This window comes from Lysobacter capsici (assembly GCF_018732085.1).
Taxonomy (GTDB): Bacteria; Pseudomonadota; Gammaproteobacteria; order Xanthomonadales; family Xanthomonadaceae; genus Lysobacter; species Lysobacter capsici_A.
This window is the reverse complement of sequence record NZ_CP076103.1, coordinates 5,486,162-5,510,980: the sequence shown is the minus strand read 5'-3', so window position 1 is coordinate 5,510,980 and position 24,819 is coordinate 5,486,162. Positions and strand designations below refer to the sequence as shown.

The window sequence follows — 24,819 nt, the reverse complement described above, 5'->3', positions numbered from 1 at the left end:
AATCGCCCGGTCGCGCATCCGAGTCCCGGACTCCATGCGCGATGACCGCCTCTCATGAAGAAACACCCGCTCGTGTCCTGCGCGACGTTGCTGCTGTGGAGCCTGTCGACGCAGGCCCAGCCGAACCCGCAAGCCGCTCCGGTCGAAACGGTGCAAGCGCGGATCGCCCGAGTCGAACAAGGCCTGTCCACGCGCGTCGTGGTCAAGGGCTCGGCAAACCGGACGATGAACTTGACCGACCGCATGGCCTTTCATCAGGTCCCGGCGGTCAGCATCGCCCTCATCAACGACGGCCGGATCGAGTGGGCACGCGCCTACGGCCTGGCCGATGTCGCCGGCCGGTGGCCCGCGACCACCTCGACCTTGTTTCAGGCCGCTTCGATCAGCAAGTCGGTCAGCGCCATGGGCGCCTTGCATCTGGTCGAACAAGGCAAGCTCGTGCTGGATGGGGATGCGAATCGGCAGTTGTCGTCGTGGAAGATTCCGCACAACGCATTCACCCGGCGCGAGGCGGTCAGCCTGCGCATGCTGCTCAATCACAGCGCCGGCACGACCGTGCATGGCTACAACGGCTATGCGCCGGGGCAGCCGTTGCCGACCTTGCTGCAGGTGCTCGACGGTGTCGCGCCGGCCAACTCCGCGCCGGTCCGGGTCGACGCGGTCCCGGCAAGCGCGTGGCGCTATTCGGGCGGCGGTTACAGCATCGTCCAGTTGATGATGATGCAAGCCAGCGGGCAGCCGTTCGATCACTGCATGAAGGCCGCGGTGCTGGACCCGCTGGGAATGACCCAAAGCACGTTCGCCGCGCCGTTGCCGGCCAGCATGCGCGCGCGGGCGGCCACGGCTTACGACGGCGACGGCAAGTCCGTCGCGGGTTCGTGGCATGTGTATCCGGAATCCGCCGCGGCCGGCCTGTGGACCACGCCGAGCGACCTGGCGCGGCTGGTGATCGAGGTTCAACGAGCGCAGGCCGGACAGTCCGACAAAGTCGTCTCGCGCCGCATGGCCTCGACCATGCTCACGCGCGGCCTGGGCGAGTACGGCCTGGGCTTCTTCGTCGAAGATCTCGGCGACCGCATCAGCTTCAGTCACAGCGGTGGCACCGAGGGATTCCGCGCCCAGTTCTACGGCTATACCCGAACCGGCCAGGGCGCGGTGGTGATGACCAACAGCGACAACGGCGCGGCGTTGATCGACGAGATCCTGAGCAGCATCGCCGCCGAGTACGGCTGGCCCGAGTTCGGTGTGATCGAGAAGGTCGCGATCGCCGGCGATGCGGCGAACAACCGGCAGCTCGCGGGCGAGTATCGGTTGCTGGACCGGCCGGCCCGCATCGTCGCCGACGGCGAACGTCTGTATTTCCAGAGCGATTTGTTCGGCGCCAGGCGGATGGAACTGTTCCCGGAATCGAAGACCGCGTTCTTCATGACCGCGCAGGACATGGCGATCCGGTTCGAGCGTAGCAAGGACGGTGCGATCGACGGATTCAGCCTGGTTCGCGGGGCGAATAGCTACCCGGCCACACGAGCCAGGTAGCGGATAAAGGTTAGCCCACCGATGGGCGCCTGCGCCGCGGCGGCAAACTCCATCACGAAGCGCCGGCATCCGATGGCGAAGAGCACTAAGCTGCCCTGAGTTTCGCCGGCATCGTCCGGCCCTGTCCGCACCGGAGCAAAAAGCGTTCGCGGCCCGGTTCGATTCCTGCGTCGGCCCACTGGAGGAGCCCATGAAGCGCACCTGGACCATCATCGGCGTTGCCGATGTCGCTCGCAGCTTCGCCTGGTATCAGTCGTTGTTCGGCCAGGCCAGGACCGCGCCGGCCCACGACTACTTCGGGCAGATCGTCGATGCCGACGGAACGGTCCTGATCTGCCTGCACCGATGGGGCGCGCACGAGCATCCGCCCCTGGCCAGTCCCGAACCTGCGCAGCCGGGCAACGGGCTGCTGCTGTTCTTCCGGGTCGACGACTTCGACGCGACCCTGCTCAGGAGCCGTGCGCTGGCGCCGAAGCTGGAAGAGGAACCGCATCTGAACCCCGGCACCGGCACGTTGGAGTTCGCGCTGCGCGATCCCGACGGGTACTACGTCATGGTCAGCGCGCTGGACGCGTTCCGGGAAACACCGAAGTAGGCCGAAGCCGCGTCGGGGCTCGTCGTAATTCAGGCGCTAGACTCCTTCCATCGCCGGCTGGCCGGCGGAAAGGAATCATCGTCATGACGCCTGAGCAACTGAGTCGGATCGAGGAAATCTTTCACGCCGCCAGCACCCAGCCGCCCGATCGGCGCGCCGACTTCGTTTGCTCCACTGAGGCCGATGCGCAGGTGCGCGATACGGTGTTGCGCCTGCTCCGGCATGCGCAGGAAACCCAGGCCGATGCGATGCCGGACTCGGTCGCGCATCGGCTCGGATGGTTGTTGTCGGTGCCCGCCTCGGGCCGATGGATCGGTTCGTACCGATTGCTGAGCGAACTGGGCGCCGGTGGCATGGGCACGGTGTTCCTGGCCGAGCGCGACGTCGACGGCACCGCGCAACGCGTCGCGCTGAAGCTGCTGCACGGCGTGCCGACGCTCGCCGAAAAGCGCCGGATGCGGCGCGAGCGCGCCTTGCTGGCCGGGCTCAATCATCCGCAGATCGCCAAGCATCTGGACGGCGGTGAAACCGAGCAGGGCCAGCCGTTCCTGGTCATGGACTACGTCGAGGGATCGACCCTGCCCGATTACATCGCCGCGCAGCCGTTCGATCCGGGTCGGCGCCTGGAGTTGTTCCGGCAGCTGTGCATGGCCGCGCAACATGCGCACCAGCGCCTGATCCTGCATCGCGACATCAAGCCGTCCAACGTGATCGTGCGCCACGACGGCTCGCCGGTGTTGCTCGATTTCGGCGTCGGCAAGCTGATCGGCGAAAGCCTGGGCGACCATGCGACCGTCACCGTCGCGTTCACACCGGGTTACGGCGCGCCGGAACAGCGCCGCGGCGAGGAGGCGACCACGTCGGCCGATGTGTTCGGCCTGGGCACGGTACTGTTCGACCTGCTGACCGACGTCAGGTTGTCGACCGTGAGAAAAGGCGATGCGCCCGTGCCGGCGCCGAGCGCTCACGCCCAGGACCGGGCCCGCCGCCTCGTCCTGCGCGGCGATCTCGATCGCATCGTGCTCAAGGCCTGCGCGGAACGGCCCGAGGACCGCTACGCGACGGCGACGGCATTGGCCGACGACATCGCCGCCTACCTCGAAGGACGGCCGATCTCGGCCGCGCCGGATCGGGTCGGTTACCGCCTGCGCCGATTCGTTGGCCGCCATCGACTGGCGTGCGCGGTCGGCGTCGGCGCGCTGGTGCTGGTCGGCGTGTTCGTGGTCCGGCTCGACGTCGAGCGTCAGCGCTCGCACCAGGCCGAGATCGCCGCCGAGCGCGAAGCGCGCTATGCGCATGCCTCGCGCGATTTCCTGGTCTCGGTGCTCGGCGCCAGCGATCCGTCCCTGGCGCGCGGAAAACCGATCACGGTCGGCGCGCTGTTGAGCGCGGCGACGCAGAAGCTGGCCCGGAACCCGCCCGAGGATCGCGCCACCCGCGCCATCGCCTGGCTCACCGTGGCCGAGGTCTATGCCAGCCTCAACGATCCGCAGCCGGGTTTGCGCGCGTCCGATATCGCCTTGTCCTTGCTCGACGACCGCGATCGCGCCAGCGGCGAGCTTCGTGCCCGCGCATTGAGCGCGCGGGGAAAAGTGTTGACGCAGCTGGACCGGCATCGCGAAGCGCTGGCGACGATGCAGCAGATGGTCGAGCTGCGCGAGCGGCTGCATGCGGGTCCTGTCGAGATGGCCAGGGCCTATGGGGTCTATGGCGCCACCGCCGAGAAAGCCGCCGAATTCGACTCCGCGAGCAGGCATATGCGGCGCGCGTTGGCGTACCTCGATCAAGCCGGGGTCGGCGATTCTCCCGACCGCGCATCGCTGCTGATCGGCTTGCTCGGAATGTCGGCGGCGCGCAGCAAAGTGAGTGAGGCGCAGGCGTATTTCGGGCAAGCCGACACCGCGGCCAAGGCATCGTTGGGGCCGGATGATCCGCTTTGGTTTTCCCTGCACAAGAGCGCCGCGCGACTGCGCTACGCGCAACATCGCGCGCACGAGGAGCGCTGGCATACGCGGCAGGCGCTGGAGATCGCCCACCGGATCTATGGCGAGAACAGCCGGCTGACCGCAGATGCGGAAACGTACATGGCCATGGCGCTGATCCCCGAAGGCGACGGGCGTAACGTCTCCGATCATCTGCAGCGCGCACGCGCCATCATGGAGCGCATCGGGCTCGATGAGCGAAGTCTCGCCGAGAACGACAGCATGCTGGCCACCCACTATCTGGACATCGGCGACTACCCCCGATCGCTGGCCTTTGCCGACGACGCGATCGCGCGTCTGCCCACCGACGAGCCCGGCATGGCGCAGGCGACCATCAATGCGCATGTGACACGCGCCAGAGCGCTGCTGAAACTCGGGCGCGAGGTCGAATCCGATGGTGCGTTCGAGCGGGCGCTGGATATGACCCGGCGCTTCAGAGGCGAGGGCTCCGCCAAGTACGCCTGGGTGGCGCTGTGCTATGCCGAGATGTTGATCGACACGGGACGGCTCGACGAGGGTGAACGCAACCTGGAACTATCCCGCGCGGGCTACGCGGTGCATTTTCCCGGAAGCCCATCGATGCGATCGACGTTCGCGACGGCCGACTCGGTGCTGGCGCGAAAGCGCGGCGACTTGACGGCCGCAAGGCGGCATGTGGAGGTCGCCTTGCAGTACGACGGAGAGAGCCATTTCGCGGACAGGTTCGAATATTTGCGAACCCGCGTCATCGGCGCGGAGATTTTTGCACTCGGTGGCGATACCGCTCGGGCGCACGCCTTGCTGGCTCAGGCGATCCCGGCATTGGAGCGCGGTGCATTGCCGACCGAATCCACCCTGGTCCACGCACGCGCCCTGATGGCCCGGCTCAATCATGAAAAGGTCGCGACAAGCGGCGCGGCACGGCGTTGATGCGCAATGGGCGGCCGTGCCTGGCAACGGGAATGACCGGCATCGGCCGACCACCGGTCGACACGAGCATGGTTTCGATCTGTCGGAACGTTCGATCCTCCATGGTTTGGAAAAGTGCCGCAGAATACAAGCGGCAAGCGCCGTGGCGGGCGCGCGGGGTGCGTCCAACCGATGGCTGGGCGGCGGTGAACGGGGATGTGCTGGTCGGGGCGCCGATCGTTGCGCGAGAGCGGCCACCGTTTCGCCGCAGGACGGGCGCGACTCGGCGACGCGCCGGTTCATCGCGCTGCTTGCCCGGTTACAGTGCCGATCGAATCCAAACCAGTTCAACCACAGGACGACCCACGTGACAGATGCACCCGCCGAGGCGACACGCCTGGAAACACCGCGCTCGACCGGCGAGTCGCCGCGCCTGCCCGGACTCGATCTGCTGCGGGCGATCGCCGTGATCTGGGTGATGCTGTTTCATTCCTACCTGGTCGGCGGCCTGGGCGAGGACTACGCCTGGTTATCGCGCTACGGTTGGATGGGGGTCGACCTGTTCTTCGTGCTGAGCGGCTACCTAATCGGCTCGCAGGTGCTGGCGCCGCTCGCGCGCGGCGAGCGCCTGTCCTTCGGCGGCTTCTATCTGCGTCGCGCGTTCCGCATCCTGCCGGCGTTCCTGGCGGTGTTGGCGATCTATCTGTGGGTACCGGGATTCCGCGAAGCGCCGGGCATGGAGCCGGCGTGGACGTTCCTGAGCTTCACCCTCAATCTGCTGATCGACTACGGCCGCAACCAGGCGTTCTCGCATGCCTGGTCGCTATGCGTCGAAGAGCATTTCTATCTGTTGTTCCCGCTGTTGGCATGGTGGTTGACGCGTCGGCCTTCCAAGGCGGCGTTCATCGCGATCTGCATCGGCGTGGTGCTGGCCGGCGTGGCCTTGCGCGCCGGTGTCTGGCTGCACGATGCCTCGGTCGAAGGACCGGTCGGCACGGCGCAGCGCAACTGGTTCGTCGAGGACATTTATTACCCGACCTGGAACCGGCTCGACGGCTTGCTCGCCGGCGTGATGCTGGCGACCCTCAAGGCGTTCCGACCACGCGCCTGGCAGCGCGCGCAGGCGCACGCCAACACCGCGCTGTTGCTCGGACTGGGCGTGGTCGCGCTTGCGTTGTGGCTGTTTCGCGTTCGCACCGGCCTGCTCGGCAATGCGATCGGCTGGCCGGTGCTGTCGGCCGGGCTGGCCTTGCTGGTGTTCGCCGGCGCGAGCCGCGGCGGTTGGATCGGGCGTTGGGCGATTCCCGGCGCCGGTTGGCTGGCGGCCGCCTCGTACAGCCTGTACCTGGTGCACAAGGCGATGTTCCATGTGGTCGACGAGGCGTTCGGCGAAGCGTTGGCCGGGCGCGGCGTCGTCGCGTTCGCCGTCTATGGCGCCGCCGCATTGGCCGCCGCCGCGATGCTGCACTACGGCGTGGAGCGGCCGTTCCTGCGGCTGCGCGATCGCATGCTTGCCGGCAAGCGCATGCGAACGGGCAGCGATCGGCATGGCGATCAAGCGACTTCAGTGATGGCCGCCCCGGGTTGCGCGCCGGATCGTACGCTGTAATTCTGGCCGCGGGCCTGGATGCGTCGTTGTCGAAGCCACGGATCGGCGGCAACGAAGCGAACGATCCGCCCTGCTGGCGATCGACATCCGCCCATTCGGAGTGATGGCATGACGACAGACACCGATCACGACGCGGCGGCTGCCGCCCACACTCAGGCCAAGTCGGCCGCTTATCGCAATGACCGGGCGCATGTCTTCCATTCGTGGTCGGCGCAGGCGTCACTGGACCCGCTCGTGGTGGCGGGCGCGAGCGGCTCGTACTTCTGGGACGAAAGCGGCAAGCGCTGGCTGGATTTCTCCAGCCAACTGGTCAACGTCAATCTGGGCCATCAACATCCGCGCTTGATCGAGGCGATCAAGGCGCAGGCCGACAAGCTGTGTACCGTCGCGCCGTATCACGCCAACGAGGCCACCGCCGAAGCCGCGCGCCTGATCGCGCAGGTCGCGCCCGGCGATCTCAACAAGGTGTTCTTCACCAACGGCGGCGCCGAGGCGGTCGAGAACGCCGTGCGCATCGCCCGCCATCACACCGGCCGGCACAAGCTGCTGTCGACCTACCGCAGTTATCACGGCGCGACCGCCGGCGCGATTTCCCTGACCGGAGATCCGCGTCGATGGGGCGCCGAACCGGGCATTTCCGGCGCGATCAAATTCTGGGGGCCGTACCCGTACCGATCGGCCTTCCACTCGTCTTCGCCCGAACAGGAATGCGAACGCGCGCTGGCGCATCTGGTCGATGTGTTGATGGTCGAAGGTCCGCACACCGTGGCGGCCATCGTGCTCGAGAGCGTCGTCGGCGGCAACGGCATCGTGGTGCCGCCCGACGGTTATCTGCGCGGCGTGCGCGAGTTGTGCGACCGATATGGCATCGTCATGGTCGCCGACGAGGTGATGGCCGGTTTCGGCCGCTGCGGCGAATGGTTCGCGATCGACCGCTGGCGCGTGGTGCCCGATCTCATCACCTTCGCCAAAGGCGTCAACTGCGGCTACGTGCCGCTCGGCGGGGTGATCATCAGCGAGCGCATCGCCGAGAGTTTCGCCAGCAAGGTCTTCCCCGGCGGACTGACCTACTCCGGGCACCCGCTGGCCTGCGCGGCCGCGGTGGCCTGCATCCAGGTCTACCGGGACGAAGCCATCATCGAACGCGTCCGGCGGATCGGCGACGAACTCATCGCGCCCGCGCTGGAGGCGATCAAGCAACGGCATCCCTCGGTCGGCGACGTGCGCGGCGTCGGCATGTTCTGGGCGATCGAACTGGTCCGCGATCGCGCCAGCCGCGAACCGCTGGTGCCGTACAACGCCGCAGGTGCCGACAACCGGCCGATGGCCGAGTTCGCCGCCGCATGCAAGGACGCCGGCCTGTGGCCGTTCACCCATTTCAATCGGACCCATGTCGTGCCGCCGCTGACGATCAGCGAAGACGACCTGCGCAAGGGGCTGGCCATCATCGATGAGGCGTTGACGATGACCGATCGCTACGCCACGGCGTAGCCGGGCGAGACGCATGCCCGCGAACGGCGTCGTTGCGATCGATACGGGGCGCGACGCCCTGCGCGGAGACAATCCGATCGCCGAGGCGCCGCACAAGCCGGCGCTTGGGACTATCTGTCGCAAGTACGATTTAAAGCCTCGGCGGCAGAAACAAAGAGGCCCCGACATGCTCGGGGCCTCTTCGATCAATCCGGTCCTCTCGGCGTCAAGCGGCCGCCGCGGCCTTCTCCACCAGCGAATCCAGCCCGAAGATGTCGCGGGTGCTGTTCGAGAAGATCACCGAAAACACCTCGTCGTGATTGCGGAAGGCCTTGAACTCCAGCGAGTTGCCGCTGGGGTCGTTGAGGAACATGGTGGCGTGCTCACCCGGCAGGTCGCGCATGCGCACGTGCGGCGGGTCGATGAAGGCATACTCCTTCGACTTGATCCGCTCGGCCAGCGCACTCCAGTCGCGCCAGTTGAGGTTCATGCCGAAATGCGGGACGCGCACGGTTTCGCCATAAAACGCCGATCCGAAGGCATTGTCCGCGGTGTCCGCATCCTTGGGCGTCTGGTGGATCACCAGGTGATGGCCGTAGAAGTCGAGATCGATCAGGTTCTTGGTCGATCGCCCCTGTTTGGCGCCCAGCACCTCGCAGTAGAACTGCCGCGCCTGCTGCAGATCGTGTACGCCGATCGCGAGATGGAATTGATGGATGGCGGCGTCCGCGTGCCGATCGTCCTTGATCGGGCCAAGAACCAGTTCGCCGACGGCCGAACGCGGGCCCGATGCTTGACCCGCCGGCTTGGTTGCCTCGTCGTGGATGTTCCGCCAGAACGCCGACCACGCGCTCATGCTGTCGCGAAAGCCCGCTGCGAGCGCCGCTACGCTGCCGCTGTCCATGCCGGCGACTTCCTCGCCGATGAGTCTGCGAAGGTTCTCGCGGTGCGCGATGTCGTGCTCGCCGATGTGCAGCTCCCAGAATGTCCAGTCGATGCTCGCCGTGTGTTCGCGGATGTACGGATTCAGGATCAGGTGCTCGTACAGGCGGGCCAGGTAGATCTGGCATACGCACTCACCGCCCATTCCGCGCAGGCCGATGCCGTAGGCGGTGTCGTGGTCCGGGTTGATCAACTTCGCGCGCGCGGATTCGAGCAGGGCGATATTGTCGGCGAGCGCCCTGCGGTCGAGGGGCATCTCGTCGAGCGGGGCGCGTTCGATTCCGAGGCTGGTCAGAAACGCGTCGTACAACTCCGGATGGGCCTGGGTGTGGTCGCCGCCGCCGAGCTCGTCGAGCAGGATATCGGCGAGAAAACTGCGCATGCGGCCGGGTTGCAGGCGGGCGATCAACAGCGCGATATCGGCGATGTAGTAGGCGGTGAAATATCGGTACTGGATCAGCAGCGAAAACAGGCGCTCCGGGCTGGCGGTTTCGACGAAGGCGAACATGTCCTTCGCGTGGCCGACGGTCTGCTCTTGCAGGTCGTCGGCGAGTTTCCAGAAGCGTTCGATATCGAGATCGTTGCGGGGACAGGGCGATTGTGGCGAATCGATCTTCATGTTGGTGGTCCATCCTAGGGTTTGATGGTTGATGGCATCGAGTGCGCTGGCGGCTTCGGCCACCTGTCGACCGCCCATGCCGGAAATCTCCGTCGTCGCGGCCTGGCGGCGGTGGCGTCCGCGCCTGCTCTGCCTTGCAGCGACTGTCGTGCGTTGGTCGTGCGTCGAGGCGCTGGAAGGCCGAAACGACGATAGCGGTCGTCGCGATCAGCGATGCCTGAGTGCGTGTGACCGCGGTCATAACCGTCGACGGACGCGGGAGTGAAATCGTCGGCTTCGGGCGCGCTGCAGCGGAACGACAGTCCGCGAAATTGTTCGTGTTTCCTGCGGTTCAAGTCGCTCGTCGCAGATGGGCCATCAGGGTGTCCCGAACGCGTCGCATCGGCCGCGAATGCGGTTCGACGCGTTGCCCATACGATCGAAAGACGCCGCTGCGCATGCCGCAGTGCCGCATCGCGCAAGCGACATCGCGTTCGTCTGGCTGTTTCAAAGTTGATACCGCAAGGTGCCAGGACAGTCGCGGGCTGTCCTGTGACTTGCATTTACGGCGTTCGCTTAGTCATCGGGCCGCCAAGCGCTGGTCCGTCGCTTCCGGACTATGGCGCGCTTGCGAAAGGAGACGCTTCCCATGCCCCGTCCCGCCGTGTTGATCTTCGCCGCCATCGTGATCGGCGCATCGATCCCTCGCGTCGCGGTTTCCTCGCTGACCGCTCCCACGAGCGTCGACTGCGGGCCGGGCGAGTACGTCGTCGGTTTGACCGGACGAACCGGTGCGTGGATCGATGCGATGGGACCGGTATGCGCACGCTGGGATAACCGGACGTTTCAGTCGGTCCCGGCGCGCGCGAGGCGGCCGGCGGGCGGGCCGGGAGGCGGCGGCAATCAGCAACTGTGTCCAGCCGGCTCGGCGATCGCGGCGTGGCAGTCCGAAAAAATCGTCGCCGACCAGGCCGCCTTCGCCGATCGGGTCAGCGTGCAGTGCCAGACCCTGGCGCCGCCGCGCGATCCCACTCAGGCGCGCGTTTTCGGCGGACAAAACACCTTGCCGCGTGGACGCGGCGGTCCCGCCAAAGGCCGGTGCCCGGACGGACAACTGGCGACCGGCGTCCATGTCTGGCTCAGCCATGACGGTCGTTTCGTCACCGATGCAAGAATGAAATGCGGTCCCGCGCCATCGGTGGCCGGAAGGATGGCGTGGCGGTCGGGCAACGATGGAACGGTGACCTACTACGCTCCAGAGCTGAAAGTCAGAAGCGGCGATCGCATCCAACTGGACTGGTGCCGCCAGTGGGCCAGCGACTGCGGCCAGCCCGCGGCCGACGCGTTTTGCAAGGTGATAGGCCAGGCGCGCGCGGTGCGGTTCGCCGCCAAGTCCAAGGTTGGATTGACCGTCATCGTCTCGGATCGGCGCATCTGCAACGCGCCCGATTGCACCGGTTTCGAACAGGTGGTGTGCGGGCCCTGACGAGCCGATCGAGGCGCGAAGGCAGTGTGTCGGTGTTGCCTGGCGCGAGCGACGCGCGCTGGCACGGGACTGACGCGACGGCAGCGACGGCGTCAGCGAGGATCGACGCGCTCGAGCCGGCGTTCGCCGCCGCGTTCGATCACGCGCCAGCGGCCGTCGCGCGATACGGCGACGGTGCCGTCCGCGGCCGGCTGCGCGGCGTTGCGCAGCTTGGCCGCGCGCGCATCGGCGGCGCCATGCGCTTCGCCCGGATCGGCCGCGCTGTCGGTGACGCCGGCCGGCAACGGCGCGAGGCTGTCGCGACGCATCCGGCATTGCGGATCGAACCAGTATTGATGGCGAATCGGCCCTTGCGCATCGTCGTGGCCATAGCTGGCCATGCGCATGCCGTCGCGGTCGGCACCGAACGCGCGGCTGAGATCGACGCCGTCGCCGCGGCAAGTGCGCCGGCCTTGCAGCCAGCGTTGCGGCGCGCCGGCGGCGAGCCACAGCGCGCCGTCGTCGGCGTAAGCGATATCGGCGATGTCGGCGTCGGCCTGGAAGCGTTCGCTGCGGCCGCTGCCCAGATCCAGGCGAAACCACTCGCGCCCTTGGGCCCAGGCCAGTTCGTCGCGCTGTGGATGAAACGACAGCGGGCCTTGCGAAGGCAATCGAATCGCGCCGGCGTCGGCCGCGGGCGCCGCCGTGCGCGGCGGCGCGGCACAGGCGGCGGTTGCGATCAGGAAGCAGGCGGCTACGGCCAGGCGCAGGCAAGGGTGGCGAAGCGATGAAGCGGTCATGGCGATAGGTTCTCGGCTGGCGCGGACGGCGTCAGTATCGGCGCGAATGCCGCGATGGCCAGAGATCGTCGATGAAGCACGTCAACGTCCGCCGAGCCCGAGGTTGTTCCAGACCTGATCGAGTCCGCCCTGGCGATACGCCGGCAGCATGGTGCGTGCTTCGCCGGCGCCGAGTCCGGGGTGGTACTCGATATGCGGTCGGTCGTTGATCCCGCGCCAGTTGCCGCCCCACTCCAATCCACGCTGCACCGCGATCTCGCCGTAGCGGCTCCAGTTGGCGTTGTCCGGCCAGCTCGGTTGGCCGTTGGCGTTGTTGAACGCCACGTCCACCGCCAGCCCGTAGTTATGCCAGGAACTGCCGCCGGTGGCGTTGGTCACCACTCGGCCCGGCGCGGTCCGGCCTTGCGCGAACAATGCGTTCTGCTCCTCGACGCTGCGGAAATCGCTGACCACGCGCATGTCCATGCCTTCCATGCGCGCGCGCGAGATCACGTCGGTGGCGAGGCGGGCCATTTCGCGGTTGATGTTGGCGTTGTCCAGGCGCGCATTGGGATCGGCGGCGTGCAGGTTGACCAGATCCTGCAACTGCTGGGTCGCATCCATCTCGCGCAACTGCACGCGGGTGTTGATGTCGTCGTAGACGCTGCGCGTGGTGGTCTCGCTGTTGAGTTGCACCTGGCCGTCGTTGCGGATCGTGCCGGCGACCTGGCCATCGGCGCCGATCAGATTGCCGTTCTGGATGCCGTAGGTCTGGCCGTTGAGGGTCAGCGTGCCGGCATCGGGCGTCAGCGAGGTCGGCGTGGCCTGCGGGTTCAAGGTCTGCTCGGCCACGCCTTGCAGATAGGTCGCGGTGGCGAGGTTGGGCGCGGCGTTGAACGCGTCCAGTGCCTGCACCTGCTGTTCGACGCTGAGCTGGGCGTAGTTCGTATTCGCGGTCAGCGCGGACAACGCGGCCACCGCCTGGGGGTTTTCGGCCAAGGCGTCGCGCAGATCCTGTTCGCGGGTCTCGGCCTGGGTCGGCGCGGACTGCGCGCCGAGCGAGGCGGACTGGCTGTCGTGAGTGCCTGAAGTGCCTGCGGTGCCGGAGCTGCCGTTGACGCTGTCCATGAGTCGCTCTCCTGTGCGGTATGCCGCCGATGCGCGGCGGTGATAGCGGTCGCGCCCCATTACAGGTGCGGTGATCGCACGGGACCAGCTAGGGCTTACCCTTGGAAACGATTACAAAGCCGTGGAAAGTGCGGCATCCGTCACGCTCGCGCCGCCGTTGGGTCACTCCATGATCCCGGTCGCCTCGCGGCACCGAACGCGCTGAAGTCTGCTGCGACTCGATCAGGCTCGTGAGTGCGTGTCGCGCATGTCGCCAAACAAAAAGCCCATCGCATGCGGTGGGCCTGGTTCGGGTTCGCGGCGACGAGCGCCGCGGCCGTCGACTTAGTTCGCGCCTTCCGGGCCGCCGCTGCCGCAGGTCACCTTGCGCAGGGTGAAGTAACCCTTCAGGACACCCCAGGAGAAGTTCTCGCCACAGTTGCCGTAGGAGCGCTCGCCGACCACCTGGGTGCGCGCCGCATCGGCGTAATAGGTCTGGATATAGGCTTCGCCCGGGTTGGGATAAGGCAGGGCGGCCGCGGCGAAGGACACCACCACGCCGACAACGAACGGCACCAGCGACAGCTTCTTCTTGGACAACGTCTGCAAACGAAACATCGGAACTCTCCTTAGCGCCTTGGGATTCCGGCCCATGCCGGAACGTCGCTTCTACGCTTTATCCGGCGACGCCGACCAGCACGGCTGCGCAAAATTGTGACGCAGGCAGATTCGGCAAATTTTGTATCGAGACAATCAGAGCCCGCCCGCGCAAGGACAGGCCGGCTTGCCCTTGCCGGGGCCTGAATGGAGCGGCCGGGCCATGCCGCATGCGCGGCGGTTCCAGGCGCCGGGCGCAGCGCCGTGCTGTCGTGCAGCACGGCGCGAGCGAATGCGGGCGCGTAGTAACAACCAGCCCACATCGGGAATGTGAACCCGTCCGCGCAAAAAATCGTCTGGAAAAGACAGCCGTTGACAGCGCTGTCATACGAATCCAGTTTCGACCGCGAACCCGGCGCGCGGCGATTTCGATACGACGTACGCGGGCTCGTCTCCATTCAACGCCGGGACTTGTTCATGGCTCGTCTCACGCGTTGTTTGCGCATGCCGTTCGCTCGATCGTCGGCATCGCTTCGCGATCCCATGCGGAACCGAAGTTGCCGGAGATGGAAGTCAGGCCTCATCGCAACTGGCCGGATGTCGCCGAATGCCTCGCGTCGCAGCGCGCGAGTCGTCGCGTCGTGTCTTGCCGCATCGAGATTCATACACCCCTTCCCAACGAGGATAAGACGTCATGAAGCAGCTCATGAAAGGCATGATTTTCTTCGTCGCCTGCATGTTCGCCGGCGGTGCGTCGGCGCAGAACTGGCAACTGGTCTGGAGCGACGAGTTCAATGGATCGATCGGGCCGAGCTGGGTGTTCGAAACCGGCAACGGCAGCGGCGGCTGGGGCAACAACGAGCTGGAGTATTACCGCCGCGAGAACGCCGGGATCGAGAACAATGCCCTGGTGATCACCGCCCGGCGCCAGGATTTCGGCGGATTTCGCTACACCTCCGCGCGCATGAAGACCCAGGGCATCCGCAACTTCAAGTACGGCAAGATCGAGGCGCGCATGCGGTTGCCGTCGTTCATGGGCGCATGGCCGGCGTTCTGGGCGTTGGGTTCCAACCTGCCGCAAGTGGGCTGGCCCGCCTCCGGCGAGATCGACATCATGGAGCACGTCAACAACGAGAATCGCAGCTACGGCACCATCCACTGGCGCGATCACAACGGCAACTACGCCCAGTACGGCGGCAACACCGCCGTCAGCGTCGCCGACTGGCACGTCTACGCGGTGGAGTGGGACGCGAACGCGATCCGCTGGTACGTCGACGGCAACAAGTTCCATGAAGCCAACATCCAGAACAGCATCAACGGCACCGACGAATTCCATCGCGACTTCTTCCTGCTGCTGAATTTCGCCATCGGCGGCAATTGGCCGGGCTTCAACATCGACGAGAGCAAGTTGCCGGCGAAGATGCACGTGGACTACGTACGCGTGTACCGCCAGCTCTGATCGAGCGCTTGAGGGTTGAAGACTTGAAGGCGACGGCGTGGCGCTGCCTCGGGCGGGGCCACGCTGTCGCGTCGTCCGCTGTCGTGCGGTGTTGCTTAGTGCTTCGGCGGTGAAGGCAAAGAATTGATCCGGGCCGACATCGTTCAATGGCTTGGACCGGTCTCAAGCCAGACGTCGATACGGTCCGGTTTTGTCGACGTTGGTCAGGCGCCTAATGCGCGCTGCGTCTAAATTCAGGCCGGAGCCAAGGTCACCCCGCCGCCGCACCGTGGGCCCTCGGCAGGTTTCGCCAAGTGCTAATCTCAAGCGGCCGAATGAGTCGGCGCCACCCATGGGAAGGATCGTCATGTTCAAGTCTCGCTTGCTGACCCCATTGCTGTTTGGCTCGATCACCGTCGTCGCCGCGCTGTTGCCTGTCTCCAGCGCGTTCGCGGCGTGCAACGATTGCGGCTGGTTGTTCGTGCGGTGCATGAGCCGCGCCGATACGCCGGAAAAGGCCCAGGCCTGCGAAGAATCGCGCGCGCTGTGCGAAGAAACTTTCTGCACCAACCCGTTCGCCGCATCGTTCACCGACCTGCTGCGGCCGATGGTCGAAAATCCGCTGCCGCGACCGATCCAGGTCGCGCAAGTGCAGAGCCTGCCCGCGCAACGCAGCGTGCAATAAGCCTTCTTCGCATCCAGCGGGCTCCGGCGGCGGCCGTTGCAAGTGGCCGCCGCCGGTTCCGTGCCGCAGTACGTTCGCGGCATGATTTGATCGACTGAAGTCTGTTGCGACACTTTCCGATGCGAATCGCCTTTGACATCGACGGCACCTTGACGCCACTGGGCAACGGGCAGTTTCGCTCTTCGCCGCTGCCGTTCCCGATGCGCCTGCTCTTTCGCGAGCCATTGCGCGACGGCACGGTCGCGCTCATGCGCGAATTGCAGGCCGATGGGCATGATCTTTGGATCTACACCTCTTCGCTGAGATCGGAGCGTTACCTGTACCTGTGGCTGTGGTGCGCGGGCATTCGTCTCGGTGGCGTAGTCAATGGAACCACTCATGCGAATGCCCTGCGCGGAAGGTCCATCAGTCCATCGAAATTTCCGCCGGCGTTCGGGATCGATTTGCTGGTCGATGATTCGGCCGGAGTCGAAGTGGAAGGCGACAGGCACGGCTTCCGTGTCGTTGTCATCGACCCAGGCGATCCGCACTGGGCCAGCAAGGTAAAAGCCGCCTGCCAAGTGTCGCCTGAGCGTTCATTCCAGCCCAAGCTCTCCCGTGGCTCGTTCTAGGCCCGTCGTTACCCGCATGGACGCTCGCCGATGAAGACTGCCGAGGCATACGCGCTGCTGCTCAAGGAACTGGAGACCGTCCGGAACCTACCCGAGCCGGACCTCGTCGCCTTGGTGGGGCGCGCCGCCTCGGGGCGAGTCGTTGACGTGGGCGGCGAGCCGATCGAGATCGAGTGGCAGGTCGCCTGGCAAGATCGAACGCATGCTGCCGTTCGCGTTACCGCGCACGCTCGCGGACCGAGCACGTGGCGTCATGAGCATCTGCAAGAAACCATTACCATCGCTGTTTCATCGGACGCGGCGGCCGCTACCCGGCCTGCATAGGCAACAGTGCGCCGGCAAGCCGTTCTTCTTCAGCGGTCGATGTCGACGACCTGCTTCAAGCGAGTCGACCCATGTCCGCCAATGCCACGGCATCGACACCGGCCGGAAAATGCAACCGGGCCGATGCATCGTTGGCCGCGCGCCAGACCGCTTCGGCCACATCGCTCTCGCGGGTGACCGCGCTGTTGTCGGCGAGTCCGGCGAACACGCTGTGCGCGAACGGCGCATAGACCTCGGGGATCAGTCCCTGCATGCGTTGCTGGCCGTTGGAGGTGAAGCGGGTGGACGGGCCGTAACCGGGCTCGATCAGTTTGACCCGCACGTCGAACGCCCGCAGTTCGTGTTGCAGCGAAGCGGTGAATCCCTCGATCGCGGTCTTGCTGGCGGTGTACGCCGCGACCAGTGGAAACGCGGCCAGGGTGGCGCTGGAGGTGATGTTGACGATGGTGCCGGCGCGGCGGGCGCGGAACTGCGGGATGATCGCCTGGCACAGCGCCATCACCGCGAAGGTGTTGGTCTCGAAGACTTCGCGCACGGTCGTCATCGGCGTGGCTTCGAACGCGCCGAACAGGCCGATCCCGGCGTTGTTCACCAGCACGTCGATGGGGCCGGCGAGTTCCAGCGCCTGGGCGATGCTGGCGGGATCGGTAACGTCGAGCGCGAGGATTCGCAGGTGCTCGGACGCGGGCAACACGTCCTCGCGCGGCGTGCGCATGGTGGCGATGACCGTCCAGCCCTGGGCGAGGAAATGGCGGGCGGTTTCCAGGCCGTAGCCCGAGGAACAGCCGGTGATCAGGACGGTCTTCGTTTCGTTCTTCATGGTGTGGCTCCGGTGAAGTGAATGACTCGGAGCGAACGATAGAGGCGCCATGCAGGATGGGCGATAATCAGAAGTCCGAACAAATTCAGCGAGCGTCCAGATGAGCGACCCGCTTACCGAAGTCGTGCGCCTGCTGCAGCCGCGCGCGGCGTTCGCCAACATCATCAGCGGCAAGGGCAACTGGGCGGTGCGCTACGCGCAATACGGCCGGCCGAGCTTCTGCATCGTGCTCGAAGGCGGCGCGTTGCTGGCGGTGGACGGGCATGCGCCGATCAGTGTGCGCGCCGGCGATTTCGTGCTGTTGCCGACGACGCCGGGCTTCACCTTGTCGAGCTTCGTACCGGCGCCGCCGATGTTCATCGATCCCGATCTGGTGCCGGGCGGGCAGGGCGAGCTGCGTCATGGCGATCAGGACGGGCCGCCCGACATGCGCTCGCTCGGAGGCGCGTTCGAGTTCGACGGCGCCGACGCCGGGCTGCTGGTGTCGCTGCTGCCGGCCGTCGTGCATGTGCGCGGATCGCAGCGGCTCGTGCAACTGGTGCAGATGGTCGGCGAGGAATACGAGGATCGCAAACCCGGCAGCGAGTTCATGCTGAGCCGGCTGGTCGAGATGCTGCTGGTCGAAGCGCTGCGTTCCGGCACGGCGGTGACGGCGCCGCCGGGATTGTTGCGCGGCCTGGGCGACGAGCGATTGGCGGTCGCGTTGAAGCAGATGCACGCGCACATCGACCGTTCCTGGACGGTGGCGCAGCTGGCGAAGGAAGCGGCGCTGTCGCGATCGGCGTTTTTCGATCGCTTCACCCGCGCGGTGGGCGTGGCGCCGATGGAGTACCTGCTCGCATGGCGCATGGAAATCGCGAAAGACCTGCTGCGCCGCGACGAGCTGAGCGTAGCGGAAATCGCCGAACGCGTCGGCTACGGTTCGACCAGCGCTTTCAGCATCGCCTTCAGCAGGCAGGTGGGCCGCTCGCCGAGCCGGTATGCGCGAGTCGACCCCGACTAGCCGCGAAACTATCGTCGGTCGGTTCGGTTCGGTCCGGGTCGGGCTACAACGCGGTGGGTTCCGACGCGAGGCGACCGAAGGTCGAACCGATCGCTGGCGAATCGTAGGTTTCCGCCGCATACGCCGCCGCGCCCAGCAGACCCGCGCAGGCATGCACGACCGCCAACGACGGTACGTCGGCCATCGCCAGCGAAAAACGGCCCTTCGCTTCGAACGCTTCGCGAAAGCCGCGTGTCTGCAGCGCATCCAGCAGTTTCGGCACCACGCCGCCGGCGAGGAATACGCCGTCCCAGGCGCCGAGGGTCAATACGAGATCGCCGGCCATCGAGCCGAATGCTGCGCAGAACAGATCCACGGCCTGCTGGCAGTGGGTATCCCCGGCCGCGGCGCGTGTGTTGATCTGCGCGGGCGACAATGGCTCCGCCGTCGCGCCTTCGACTTCGCACACCGACAAATACAGATTGACCAGGCCAGGCCCGGACACCAGCCGCTCGCACGACACGCGTCCATAGCGACGCATCAGGCATTCCAGCGTGCGCAGGTCCTGCGGCCGCGAAGGCGCGAAACCGGCATGGCCGCCTTCGGTTTCCAGCGCAAAGCAGCGCCCGTTGCGAACCAGCAGTCCGCCCACGCCCAATCCCGTGCCCGGTCCGATGACGGCGTAGGTCTGCGTGGTGCTCGTGTCGAAGCCCGGCCAGCCGACCGAACCGATCGCCACCACGTCGTTAGCGTGCAGACGCGAGATCGCCATCGCCTGCGCGGCGAAGTCGTTGATCAGCGCCACCCGCGGCGTGCCCAGCGCGGCGCCGATTTCGGGCGCGCGGATCTGCCAGGGATGGTTGGTGATCTGCGCTTGTTCGAAGCGCACGCGGCCGGCCACCGCGAACACCGCCGCGTCGGCGCGTTCGCCCAGTTCGTCGAGGAAGTGACGCGCGGCATCGGCCGCGGTCGCGAAGTCCGCCGCGGGATATTCGCGCACGCTGTCGTGCAGCAGCGGCGCGCTTCGTGCCAGTTCCGCCATGGCGAAACGCGCGTTGGTGCCGCCTATGTCGCTGACCAGTACCCGCATCAGCGAGCGTCTCCCGAAACCGGCTGCAATTGCAGCGACGCGAGGTCGGGCGTGCCCGAAACCGCCTCGATCACCAGCGTATTGCGGCCGCGCGGCAACGCCACCGGCTGCGATTGATTGACCTCGACCGGTGCCAGTGCCTCGCCGTTGACCTTCGCTCGCACCCGGCCCGATGTGCCGCGTACCGTCAGCGCGTAGTTGCCGGCGGCCTCGACCTCGATCGTGTACCTGAGCCATTCGCCGTTCTGCATCGCGGCCACATGCAGGCCGTCGGCGTTGCCAATCAGGTCCACGCCGTCGTTGCGATACAGCTGCGAGGGATTCCAGTCGCCGCTCGGCTTGCCGCTCTCGTTCGCCGCGGTCAGATCGAAATAGGCCACGCCGTTGCGGCCCATATCGAAATCGACCGCGGCCACCTCGCCGCCGCCGGCAGCGATGGTATTGCGCTTGAACGGCAGGCTGCGGTCGTCGCGCGGCGCGCGCAGCCAGGCATCGACCACGTCGGGATGGCGTGTGTTGTTCTGCAGGCGAATGTCGTGGTTGGCCAGGGTCAACAGCGCCTCGCGCGCCTGTTGACGGCTCGGTCGCGGGCCTTTTCCTTCCCAGTATGCCAGCACGCGCTCATAGCCCGGGTTGGCGATCACCTGCAGCGGGTTGTTGTAGCGCAGTTTCTTCACCGGCCAGTTGGCCCAGCCGATGCCTTCGCCTTCCATGGTTTCGACGGTGCGGGCGAACCAGTCGTTGGAGTTCTCGCCGGTTTCGCCCAGCCACAGCGGGATGTTCCATCGCGCGCGCAGGGCCAGCTGATCCTTGATGCTGTCGCGGCCGGTGCCGTTCCAGTACTTGTGGAAGCTCAGCACGAGGTTGTCGTCCCACAAACCGGCATCGAGCACGCCGCGGTAGTTGTTGCCCCAGCAGTTGCCTTCGATGATGACGATATGGCGTTTGTCGACCTCGCGGATCGCCGCGGTCGTGCGCACCAGCAGCTCGCGCAGCGGCGCGTTGCCGGTTTCCTCGCAACCATGCTTGTCCTTGGCGCTGGCGAAGCCCCAGTTGGGTTCGTTGATGATGTCGTAGCCGGCGACCGCGGGCTCGTCGCGATAACGCTGGGCCAGCTTGCGCCACAGCGCGACCATCTTGTCGCGGTTGGCGGCGTCGTCCCACAGCGAGGCCATGGACGGATCGCGATCGGAGATGTTGAGATCGTTGCCCTGTCCGCCGGGCGCCGCGTGCAGGTCCAGGATGACGTAGGCGTCATTGGCCTTGGCCCAGGCGATTAGTTCGTCGGTGCGGCGAAAGCCGTCTTCCAGCCAGGTTTGCTGGCCGGGCACCGGCTCTTTCGACACCGGCAGGGTGTAGAGCTCGTAATGCATCGGCAGGCGGATGGAATTGAAGCCCCAGGCCGCCAGCGTATCGATGTCGTCCTTGCTCACGTAGTTGTCGAGCCAGGCCTTGTAGAACAACTGCGTGTCCTGCTCGCCGATCAGATCGACGATGCGCTGGCGGATCGTGTGCTGCATGCCCGGGCCGCTGAGTCCAAGCATGTAGCCTTCCTGCAGCATCCAGCCGCCCAGGCCCACGCCGCGCAGGATCACCGGTCGGTTGTTCTCGTCGACGATCTGCTGGCCCTGCGCGCGCAGAAACCCTTCGGCCTGGGCTACTTCCGGCGCGAGCGTCATCGCTGCACACATAGCGGCCGAAGCCAGCGCGGCGCCGAGACCGCGCGCGCTCCCGCAATGAGCGTTCATGCGATCACGCGACATTGGCTGGCACCGTCGCGCGCGGCGCGCTGGGGCAGTACTGGCTGAGGTAGGCCTGATGCGACGGCAGGCTACGCACGGTGGCGTCCACGTGGTTGCGGATGTTGTCGAGGAAGCGCCGCAGATCGGCCTCGCTCATGGTGTCGGCGGTCGGATGATGGGTCTTCGGCACGATGCCTTGGCCCATCATCACTTGTATCCAAGAGTTCTCGGCGAACAGCTCGCCGGGTACGTGGAACACGGTGCCGGTCTCGCGGAACAATTCGATGCGGCGACGCAGTGTCTCGGGCAAGGTCATGTTCGATACGTATTCCCAGTAGGGCGAATCGCGACGCTCGGTGGCGTGGTAGTGCAGCACCACGAAATCGCGGACGTGCTGCAGCTCGTCGGCCATCTGGGTGTTGTATTCGTCGACGCCGGCCTGGCTGATGACCTGCGGGAACGAGCGGATCAGGTGGGTGATGCCGCGCTGGATCAGGTGAATGGTGGTCGATTCCAGCGGTTCGATGAAACTTCCGGCCAGGCCGAGCGCGATGCAGTTATGGCTCCAACACTGCAGGCGCCGCCCCGGGCGGAAGCGCACCGGCCAGGGATTCTTGAGGATCTCGCCGTCGACGCTGTCCAGCAGCGCCTGCTTGGCCTCGTCGTCGCCGACATGCCGGCTGGAATAGACGATGCCGTTGCCGACGCGGTGCTGCAACGCGATCCGCCACTGCCATCCCCATTTTTCGGCGATCGCGCGGGTGTACGGCACCGGATCGCATACCGAGGTGGTCTGCACGGCGATGGCGCTGTCGTTGAGCAGCCAGTGCGACCAATCCTCGAAGCCGACACCCAGGGTTTTATCGATCAACAGCGCGCGGAACCCGGTGCAGTCGATGAACAGGTCGCCTTCGATCACTTCGCCGCGTTCCAGACGCAGCGCGGTGATGAACCCCGAGTCGGGGTCGGTGAGCACTTCGACGATCTTGCCTTCGATGCGCCGGCATCCGTTGCCCTCGCTCATCGTGCGCAGGAACCGCGCGTACAGGCTGGCGTCGAGGTGGTAGGCATAGTTCATCCGGTAATTCTTCAGATGCGCGAACTTGCCCTGCAACGCGGCCTGCAGCTCGACGCAGTAGTCGTCGTAGCTGCCGGCCAGGCCGAGTGCGCGGCCCCTGCGCCAGAAATGCTGGAAGCCGGCGCTCCAGTGATCCTTGCCGGTGCTGCCGAAAGAATGGATATAGCGATGCTGCTCGGTCGTCCAGTTCTCGAACGAGATGCCGAGCTTGATCGCGCCCTGGGTGGCGGCCATGAACTCGCGCTCGTCGATGTCGAGCAAGCGGTGGAACGTGGTCAAGGTCGGGATCGTGGCTTCGCCGACGCCGACGGTGCCGATTTCCTCCGACTCGATCAGGCGGATGTCCAGGGTCCGGCCGAGGATCTTGGAGATTGCCGCCGCGGCCATCCAGCCCGCGGTGCCGCCTCCGGCGATCACCACGCGCTTGATCGGTCTTGCGGCGCTCGCGTTACTACCGGCATCGTCATGCATGGCGTGTCTCAACGGTTCAGGCCTTGTAGCAGGCGCGCGCGCAATTCGCGCGCGCGCAGTTCGTCTATCGGCGCGAGCAGGCCGCGCACCGCTTCGGGAATATGCGCGGCGGTCTGCGCGTCGGCATCGAAGACGTAGTGGCGAAACACTTCGCGCCAGATCTCGCGCTGCTCGGGCGGCAGGTCGCGCACGCTCATGATCGCGAGCAGCAGCGCGTTCATCGGCGTGTCCATCCACTTGGGCGATTGCCGCCACCAGTAGTTGACCAGCACGTTGAACGCATCGAGCGCCTGCATGTGATGCCACCACATGCTCGGGATCAGCACCGCGTCGCCGGGACCCAGCTCGGCGGTGAGCGCGTGGCGCAGCGCCTCGGCGAATCTGGGAAAGCGTTCGTGATCGTGCCGGTAGTCGGGTGCCACGAAATCGACCAGGCTGACCGCTTGCCCGGCCGGCGTGCGGTCGAGTGGACCCATATAGAGGTTCTGCAACTGGTCGGGCGGAAACAGCGTCACCCGACGCCGGCCGGCGACCACGCAGGCGATGTTGTCGGGGACGTCCTGATGCGCGGGGATGCAGGTGCGATTGCCGATCCAGATGCTGGCCAGCGGCTGCATCGCGCCGAATCCGAGGTCGTTGTGTTCGCGAAAGCCCGGCAGCCAAGTGTCGATCGTGGTCGAGCCGACGTAGATGGTGGGCGCCGCCGGATCGTCGAGTTGTTGCAGCAAGCTGTCGAGCACGACCGGCAGCGTCGCCTTCTCCTGCGAGAAGCCGAAGCCGAGCATGTCCTCGCGATAGGAAATCCGTCCGCCGGCCTGCGGCGGCGCCACGCTGACCGTCACCGGCGTGTCGCGCGCGTAGCCCTTGAGATAGGCGATCGCTTCCTGCGCCGACGCGTTGCCGGCGCGGGCGATCGGCCAATGTGCGGCGATGCCGCGCAAGACGTACGGCCGGGTGGGATGCAGCAAGACCTCGGGCAGCGCCGCCGCGTCGATGCCGTGAAGTTCCTCGATGGCTTCAACGATCGGCGGCACGGCGGCGGTTCATTCTTTCGATCAGGTCGCGCAGGTGCGACATCGACGCCATCGCCATGTACGCGGCTTCGAGATATCCGGCTTGCGACAGTTCGTGCAACGCCGTGCCGTCGAGCTCGCGCAGGCGCTGTTCGTAGATGGTGTGGAATCCGGTCAGGCGCAGTTCGGATCGGTCGTCCAGGCGGATGTCGAGCGTGAACGGCTCCAGCAAGCGGTGGCGCAGCAGCGCGGCGATAAAACCCGCGTTGTCGCGCAACCCGTCGTGCAGCGCGCGCAGCATCGAGGCCATGCGTTGCAGGAACGCGGTGGTGCCGCCGTGTTCGAGGAACAAGGGCTCGCCCTCCGCCGCGGCGCCACGGGCGACGCGCGGATGATCCAGGTCGATATGCAGCATCGGCTCGTCGTCGGCGATGCCGATCAGGAACGGCAGGCGCTCGACCGCGATCGGCAGGTAATGCGCGTCCCAGCGCTGGATTTGGTTGCGCCCATCGAGGAATCGCTTGTCGAGAAACAGGTTTTCGTCCGCCCGCAGGCCGAGCAGCGCCATCGGCTGGAAACCGCCTTGCGCGGTCTTCTGGAAGACGATCGGGTAGTACGCCTGCAAGTCGCGGAACTCGCGAAAGAACGTCGGCGCCAGCATCGTGTCGTCGCCGTAGCGAGCGCCGCGGGCGGTGATTACGCGCAGGTCGTGATGGTCGATATTGTTGAGCAGTACGGCCTGGGGCATCGCGGTTTCCAAGATCGGTGCGTGCTCGGTGCGGGCCATGGGTGGCGTGGCGCCCTGGCCCGAATGTCCGCGGAACCAGCCGCCGCGCGTGTCCGCGTGGCGGCGTCCGAGGAGGCTGCACCGACGAGGATGTACCCGCGACGCGCCGAGGGGAAGGCCTGTCGTGTCGTCATGGCGGCAGGCGACGGGCGATGGCCGAGGACGGTGTTCGCCGCGCCGGCCGCTGGCGCCGCACGGGCCTGCCGAAGC

The 24,819-nt window shown here is 66.3% G+C and carries 21 protein-coding genes; 11 read left to right on the top strand and 10 right to left on the bottom strand.

What is annotated here, in order from left to right:
• Positions 1-54: 54 nt before the first annotated feature.
• The 5 genes from KME82_RS22945 (at position 55) to KME82_RS22925 (ending at position 8,101) form a co-directional block, all read left to right on the top strand.
• Positions 55-1,536, top strand: a complete 1,482-nt coding sequence (locus KME82_RS22945) for a serine hydrolase domain-containing protein (RefSeq protein WP_252255487.1) — start codon at positions 55-57, stop codon at positions 1,534-1,536.
• Positions 1,537-1,726: 190 nt separating this feature from the next.
• Positions 1,727-2,131 (top strand): VOC family protein, encoded by a 405-nt coding sequence (locus tag KME82_RS22940; RefSeq protein WP_215496074.1) that lies wholly within the window; start codon positions 1,727-1,729, stop codon positions 2,129-2,131.
• Between the two features lie 326 nt (positions 2,132-2,457).
• Positions 2,458-5,022 carry a serine/threonine-protein kinase gene (locus KME82_RS22935; RefSeq protein ID WP_215496073.1) on the top strand — a complete coding sequence of 855 codons (2,565 nt, stop codon included), beginning with the start codon at positions 2,458-2,460 and terminating at the stop codon, positions 5,020-5,022.
• A 376-nt stretch (positions 5,023-5,398) separates the two neighbouring features.
• The gene (locus KME82_RS22930) at positions 5,399-6,610 is read left to right on the top strand and encodes an acyltransferase family protein (RefSeq protein WP_430538866.1); all 1,212 of its coding nucleotides are present in this window, start codon (positions 5,399-5,401) and stop codon (positions 6,608-6,610) included.
• A gap of 108 nt (positions 6,611-6,718) precedes the next feature.
• Positions 6,719-8,101 carry an aspartate aminotransferase family protein gene (locus tag KME82_RS22925; protein ID WP_215496071.1) on the top strand — a complete coding sequence of 461 codons (1,383 nt, stop codon included), beginning with the start codon at positions 6,719-6,721 and terminating at the stop codon, positions 8,099-8,101.
• Positions 8,102-8,306: 205 nt separating this feature from the next.
• Here KME82_RS22925 and KME82_RS22920 read toward each other — a convergent pair whose 3' ends face one another.
• On the bottom strand, positions 8,307-9,719 hold the full coding sequence (locus tag KME82_RS22920; RefSeq protein WP_215496070.1) for an iron-containing redox enzyme family protein: 1,413 nt from the start codon (positions 9,717-9,719) through the stop codon (positions 8,307-8,309).
• 565 nt (positions 9,720-10,284) lie between these two features.
• On the opposite strand from KME82_RS22920, the gene KME82_RS22915 reads away from it, so the two are divergent.
• Positions 10,285-11,106, top strand: coding sequence for a hypothetical protein (locus KME82_RS22915; RefSeq protein ID WP_215496069.1), 822 nt, complete (start codon positions 10,285-10,287; stop codon positions 11,104-11,106).
• A 92-nt stretch (positions 11,107-11,198) separates the two neighbouring features.
• Here KME82_RS22915 and KME82_RS22910 read toward each other — a convergent pair whose 3' ends face one another.
• The 3 genes from KME82_RS22910 to KME82_RS22900 all read right to left on the bottom strand — a co-directional run bounded on the left by KME82_RS22910 (position 11,199) and on the right by KME82_RS22900 (position 13,589).
• Positions 11,199-11,885, bottom strand: a complete 687-nt coding sequence (locus KME82_RS22910) for a hypothetical protein (protein ID WP_215496068.1) — start codon at positions 11,883-11,885, stop codon at positions 11,199-11,201.
• 81 nt (positions 11,886-11,966) lie between these two features.
• Entirely contained in the window at positions 11,967-12,992 is a 1,026-nt protein-coding gene (locus tag KME82_RS22905; RefSeq protein WP_215496067.1) for a M15 family metallopeptidase, read from the bottom strand.
• Positions 12,993-13,316: 324 nt separating this feature from the next.
• Positions 13,317-13,589 carry a hypothetical protein gene (locus tag KME82_RS22900; RefSeq protein ID WP_215496066.1) on the bottom strand — a complete coding sequence of 91 codons (273 nt, stop codon included), beginning with the start codon at positions 13,587-13,589 and terminating at the stop codon, positions 13,317-13,319.
• Positions 13,590-14,262: 673 nt separating this feature from the next.
• On the opposite strand from KME82_RS22900, the gene KME82_RS22895 reads away from it, so the two are divergent.
• The 4 genes from KME82_RS22895 (at position 14,263) to KME82_RS22880 (ending at position 16,626) form a co-directional block, all read left to right on the top strand.
• On the top strand, positions 14,263-15,027 hold the full coding sequence (locus KME82_RS22895; RefSeq protein ID WP_215496065.1) for a glycoside hydrolase family 16 protein: 765 nt from the start codon (positions 14,263-14,265) through the stop codon (positions 15,025-15,027).
• A 346-nt stretch (positions 15,028-15,373) separates the two neighbouring features.
• Positions 15,374-15,691, top strand: coding sequence for a hypothetical protein (locus KME82_RS22890; RefSeq protein WP_215496064.1), 318 nt, complete (start codon positions 15,374-15,376; stop codon positions 15,689-15,691).
• 119 nt (positions 15,692-15,810) lie between these two features.
• Positions 15,811-16,302 carry a hypothetical protein gene (locus KME82_RS22885; protein ID WP_215496063.1) on the top strand — a complete coding sequence of 164 codons (492 nt, stop codon included), beginning with the start codon at positions 15,811-15,813 and terminating at the stop codon, positions 16,300-16,302.
• Positions 16,303-16,332: 30 nt separating this feature from the next.
• The gene (locus KME82_RS22880) at positions 16,333-16,626 is read left to right on the top strand and encodes a hypothetical protein (RefSeq protein ID WP_215496062.1); all 294 of its coding nucleotides are present in this window, start codon (positions 16,333-16,335) and stop codon (positions 16,624-16,626) included.
• 55 nt (positions 16,627-16,681) lie between these two features.
• On the opposite strand, the gene KME82_RS22875 is transcribed toward KME82_RS22880, so the two are convergent.
• Entirely contained in the window at positions 16,682-17,446 is a 765-nt protein-coding gene (locus tag KME82_RS22875; RefSeq protein WP_215496061.1) for an SDR family oxidoreductase, read from the bottom strand.
• Positions 17,447-17,546: 100 nt separating this feature from the next.
• Here KME82_RS22875 and KME82_RS22870 point away from each other — a divergent pair, with 100 nt between their 5' ends.
• Complete coding sequence (locus KME82_RS22870; RefSeq protein WP_215496060.1) at positions 17,547-18,449, top strand: AraC family transcriptional regulator; 903 nt, start codon at positions 17,547-17,549, stop codon at positions 18,447-18,449.
• 43 nt (positions 18,450-18,492) lie between these two features.
• Here KME82_RS22870 and glk read toward each other — a convergent pair whose 3' ends face one another.
• The 5 genes from glk to KME82_RS22845 all read right to left on the bottom strand — a co-directional run bounded on the left by glk (position 18,493) and on the right by KME82_RS22845 (position 24,570).
• Positions 18,493-19,518 carry a glucokinase gene (glk, locus tag KME82_RS22865; RefSeq protein ID WP_215496059.1) on the bottom strand — a complete coding sequence of 342 codons (1,026 nt, stop codon included), beginning with the start codon at positions 19,516-19,518 and terminating at the stop codon, positions 18,493-18,495.
• Positions 19,518-21,197, bottom strand: a complete 1,680-nt coding sequence (locus tag KME82_RS22860; protein ID WP_215496058.1) for a cellulase family glycosylhydrolase — start codon at positions 21,195-21,197, stop codon at positions 19,518-19,520. The genes glk and KME82_RS22860 overlap by 1 nt, the downstream gene beginning before the upstream one ends.
• A 73-nt stretch (positions 21,198-21,270) precedes the next feature.
• The gene (locus tag KME82_RS22855) at positions 21,271-22,809 is read right to left on the bottom strand and encodes a tryptophan halogenase family protein (RefSeq protein ID WP_215496057.1); all 1,539 of its coding nucleotides are present in this window, start codon (positions 22,807-22,809) and stop codon (positions 21,271-21,273) included.
• Between the two features lie 8 nt (positions 22,810-22,817).
• On the bottom strand, positions 22,818-23,843 hold the full coding sequence (locus KME82_RS22850; RefSeq protein WP_215496056.1) for a cupin-like domain-containing protein: 1,026 nt from the start codon (positions 23,841-23,843) through the stop codon (positions 22,818-22,820).
• Positions 23,827-24,570, bottom strand: a complete 744-nt coding sequence (locus KME82_RS22845; RefSeq protein WP_215496055.1) for a SapC family protein — start codon at positions 24,568-24,570, stop codon at positions 23,827-23,829. Before KME82_RS22845 ends, KME82_RS22850 begins: the two co-directional genes overlap by 17 nt.
• Positions 24,571-24,819: the final 249 nt, after the last annotated feature.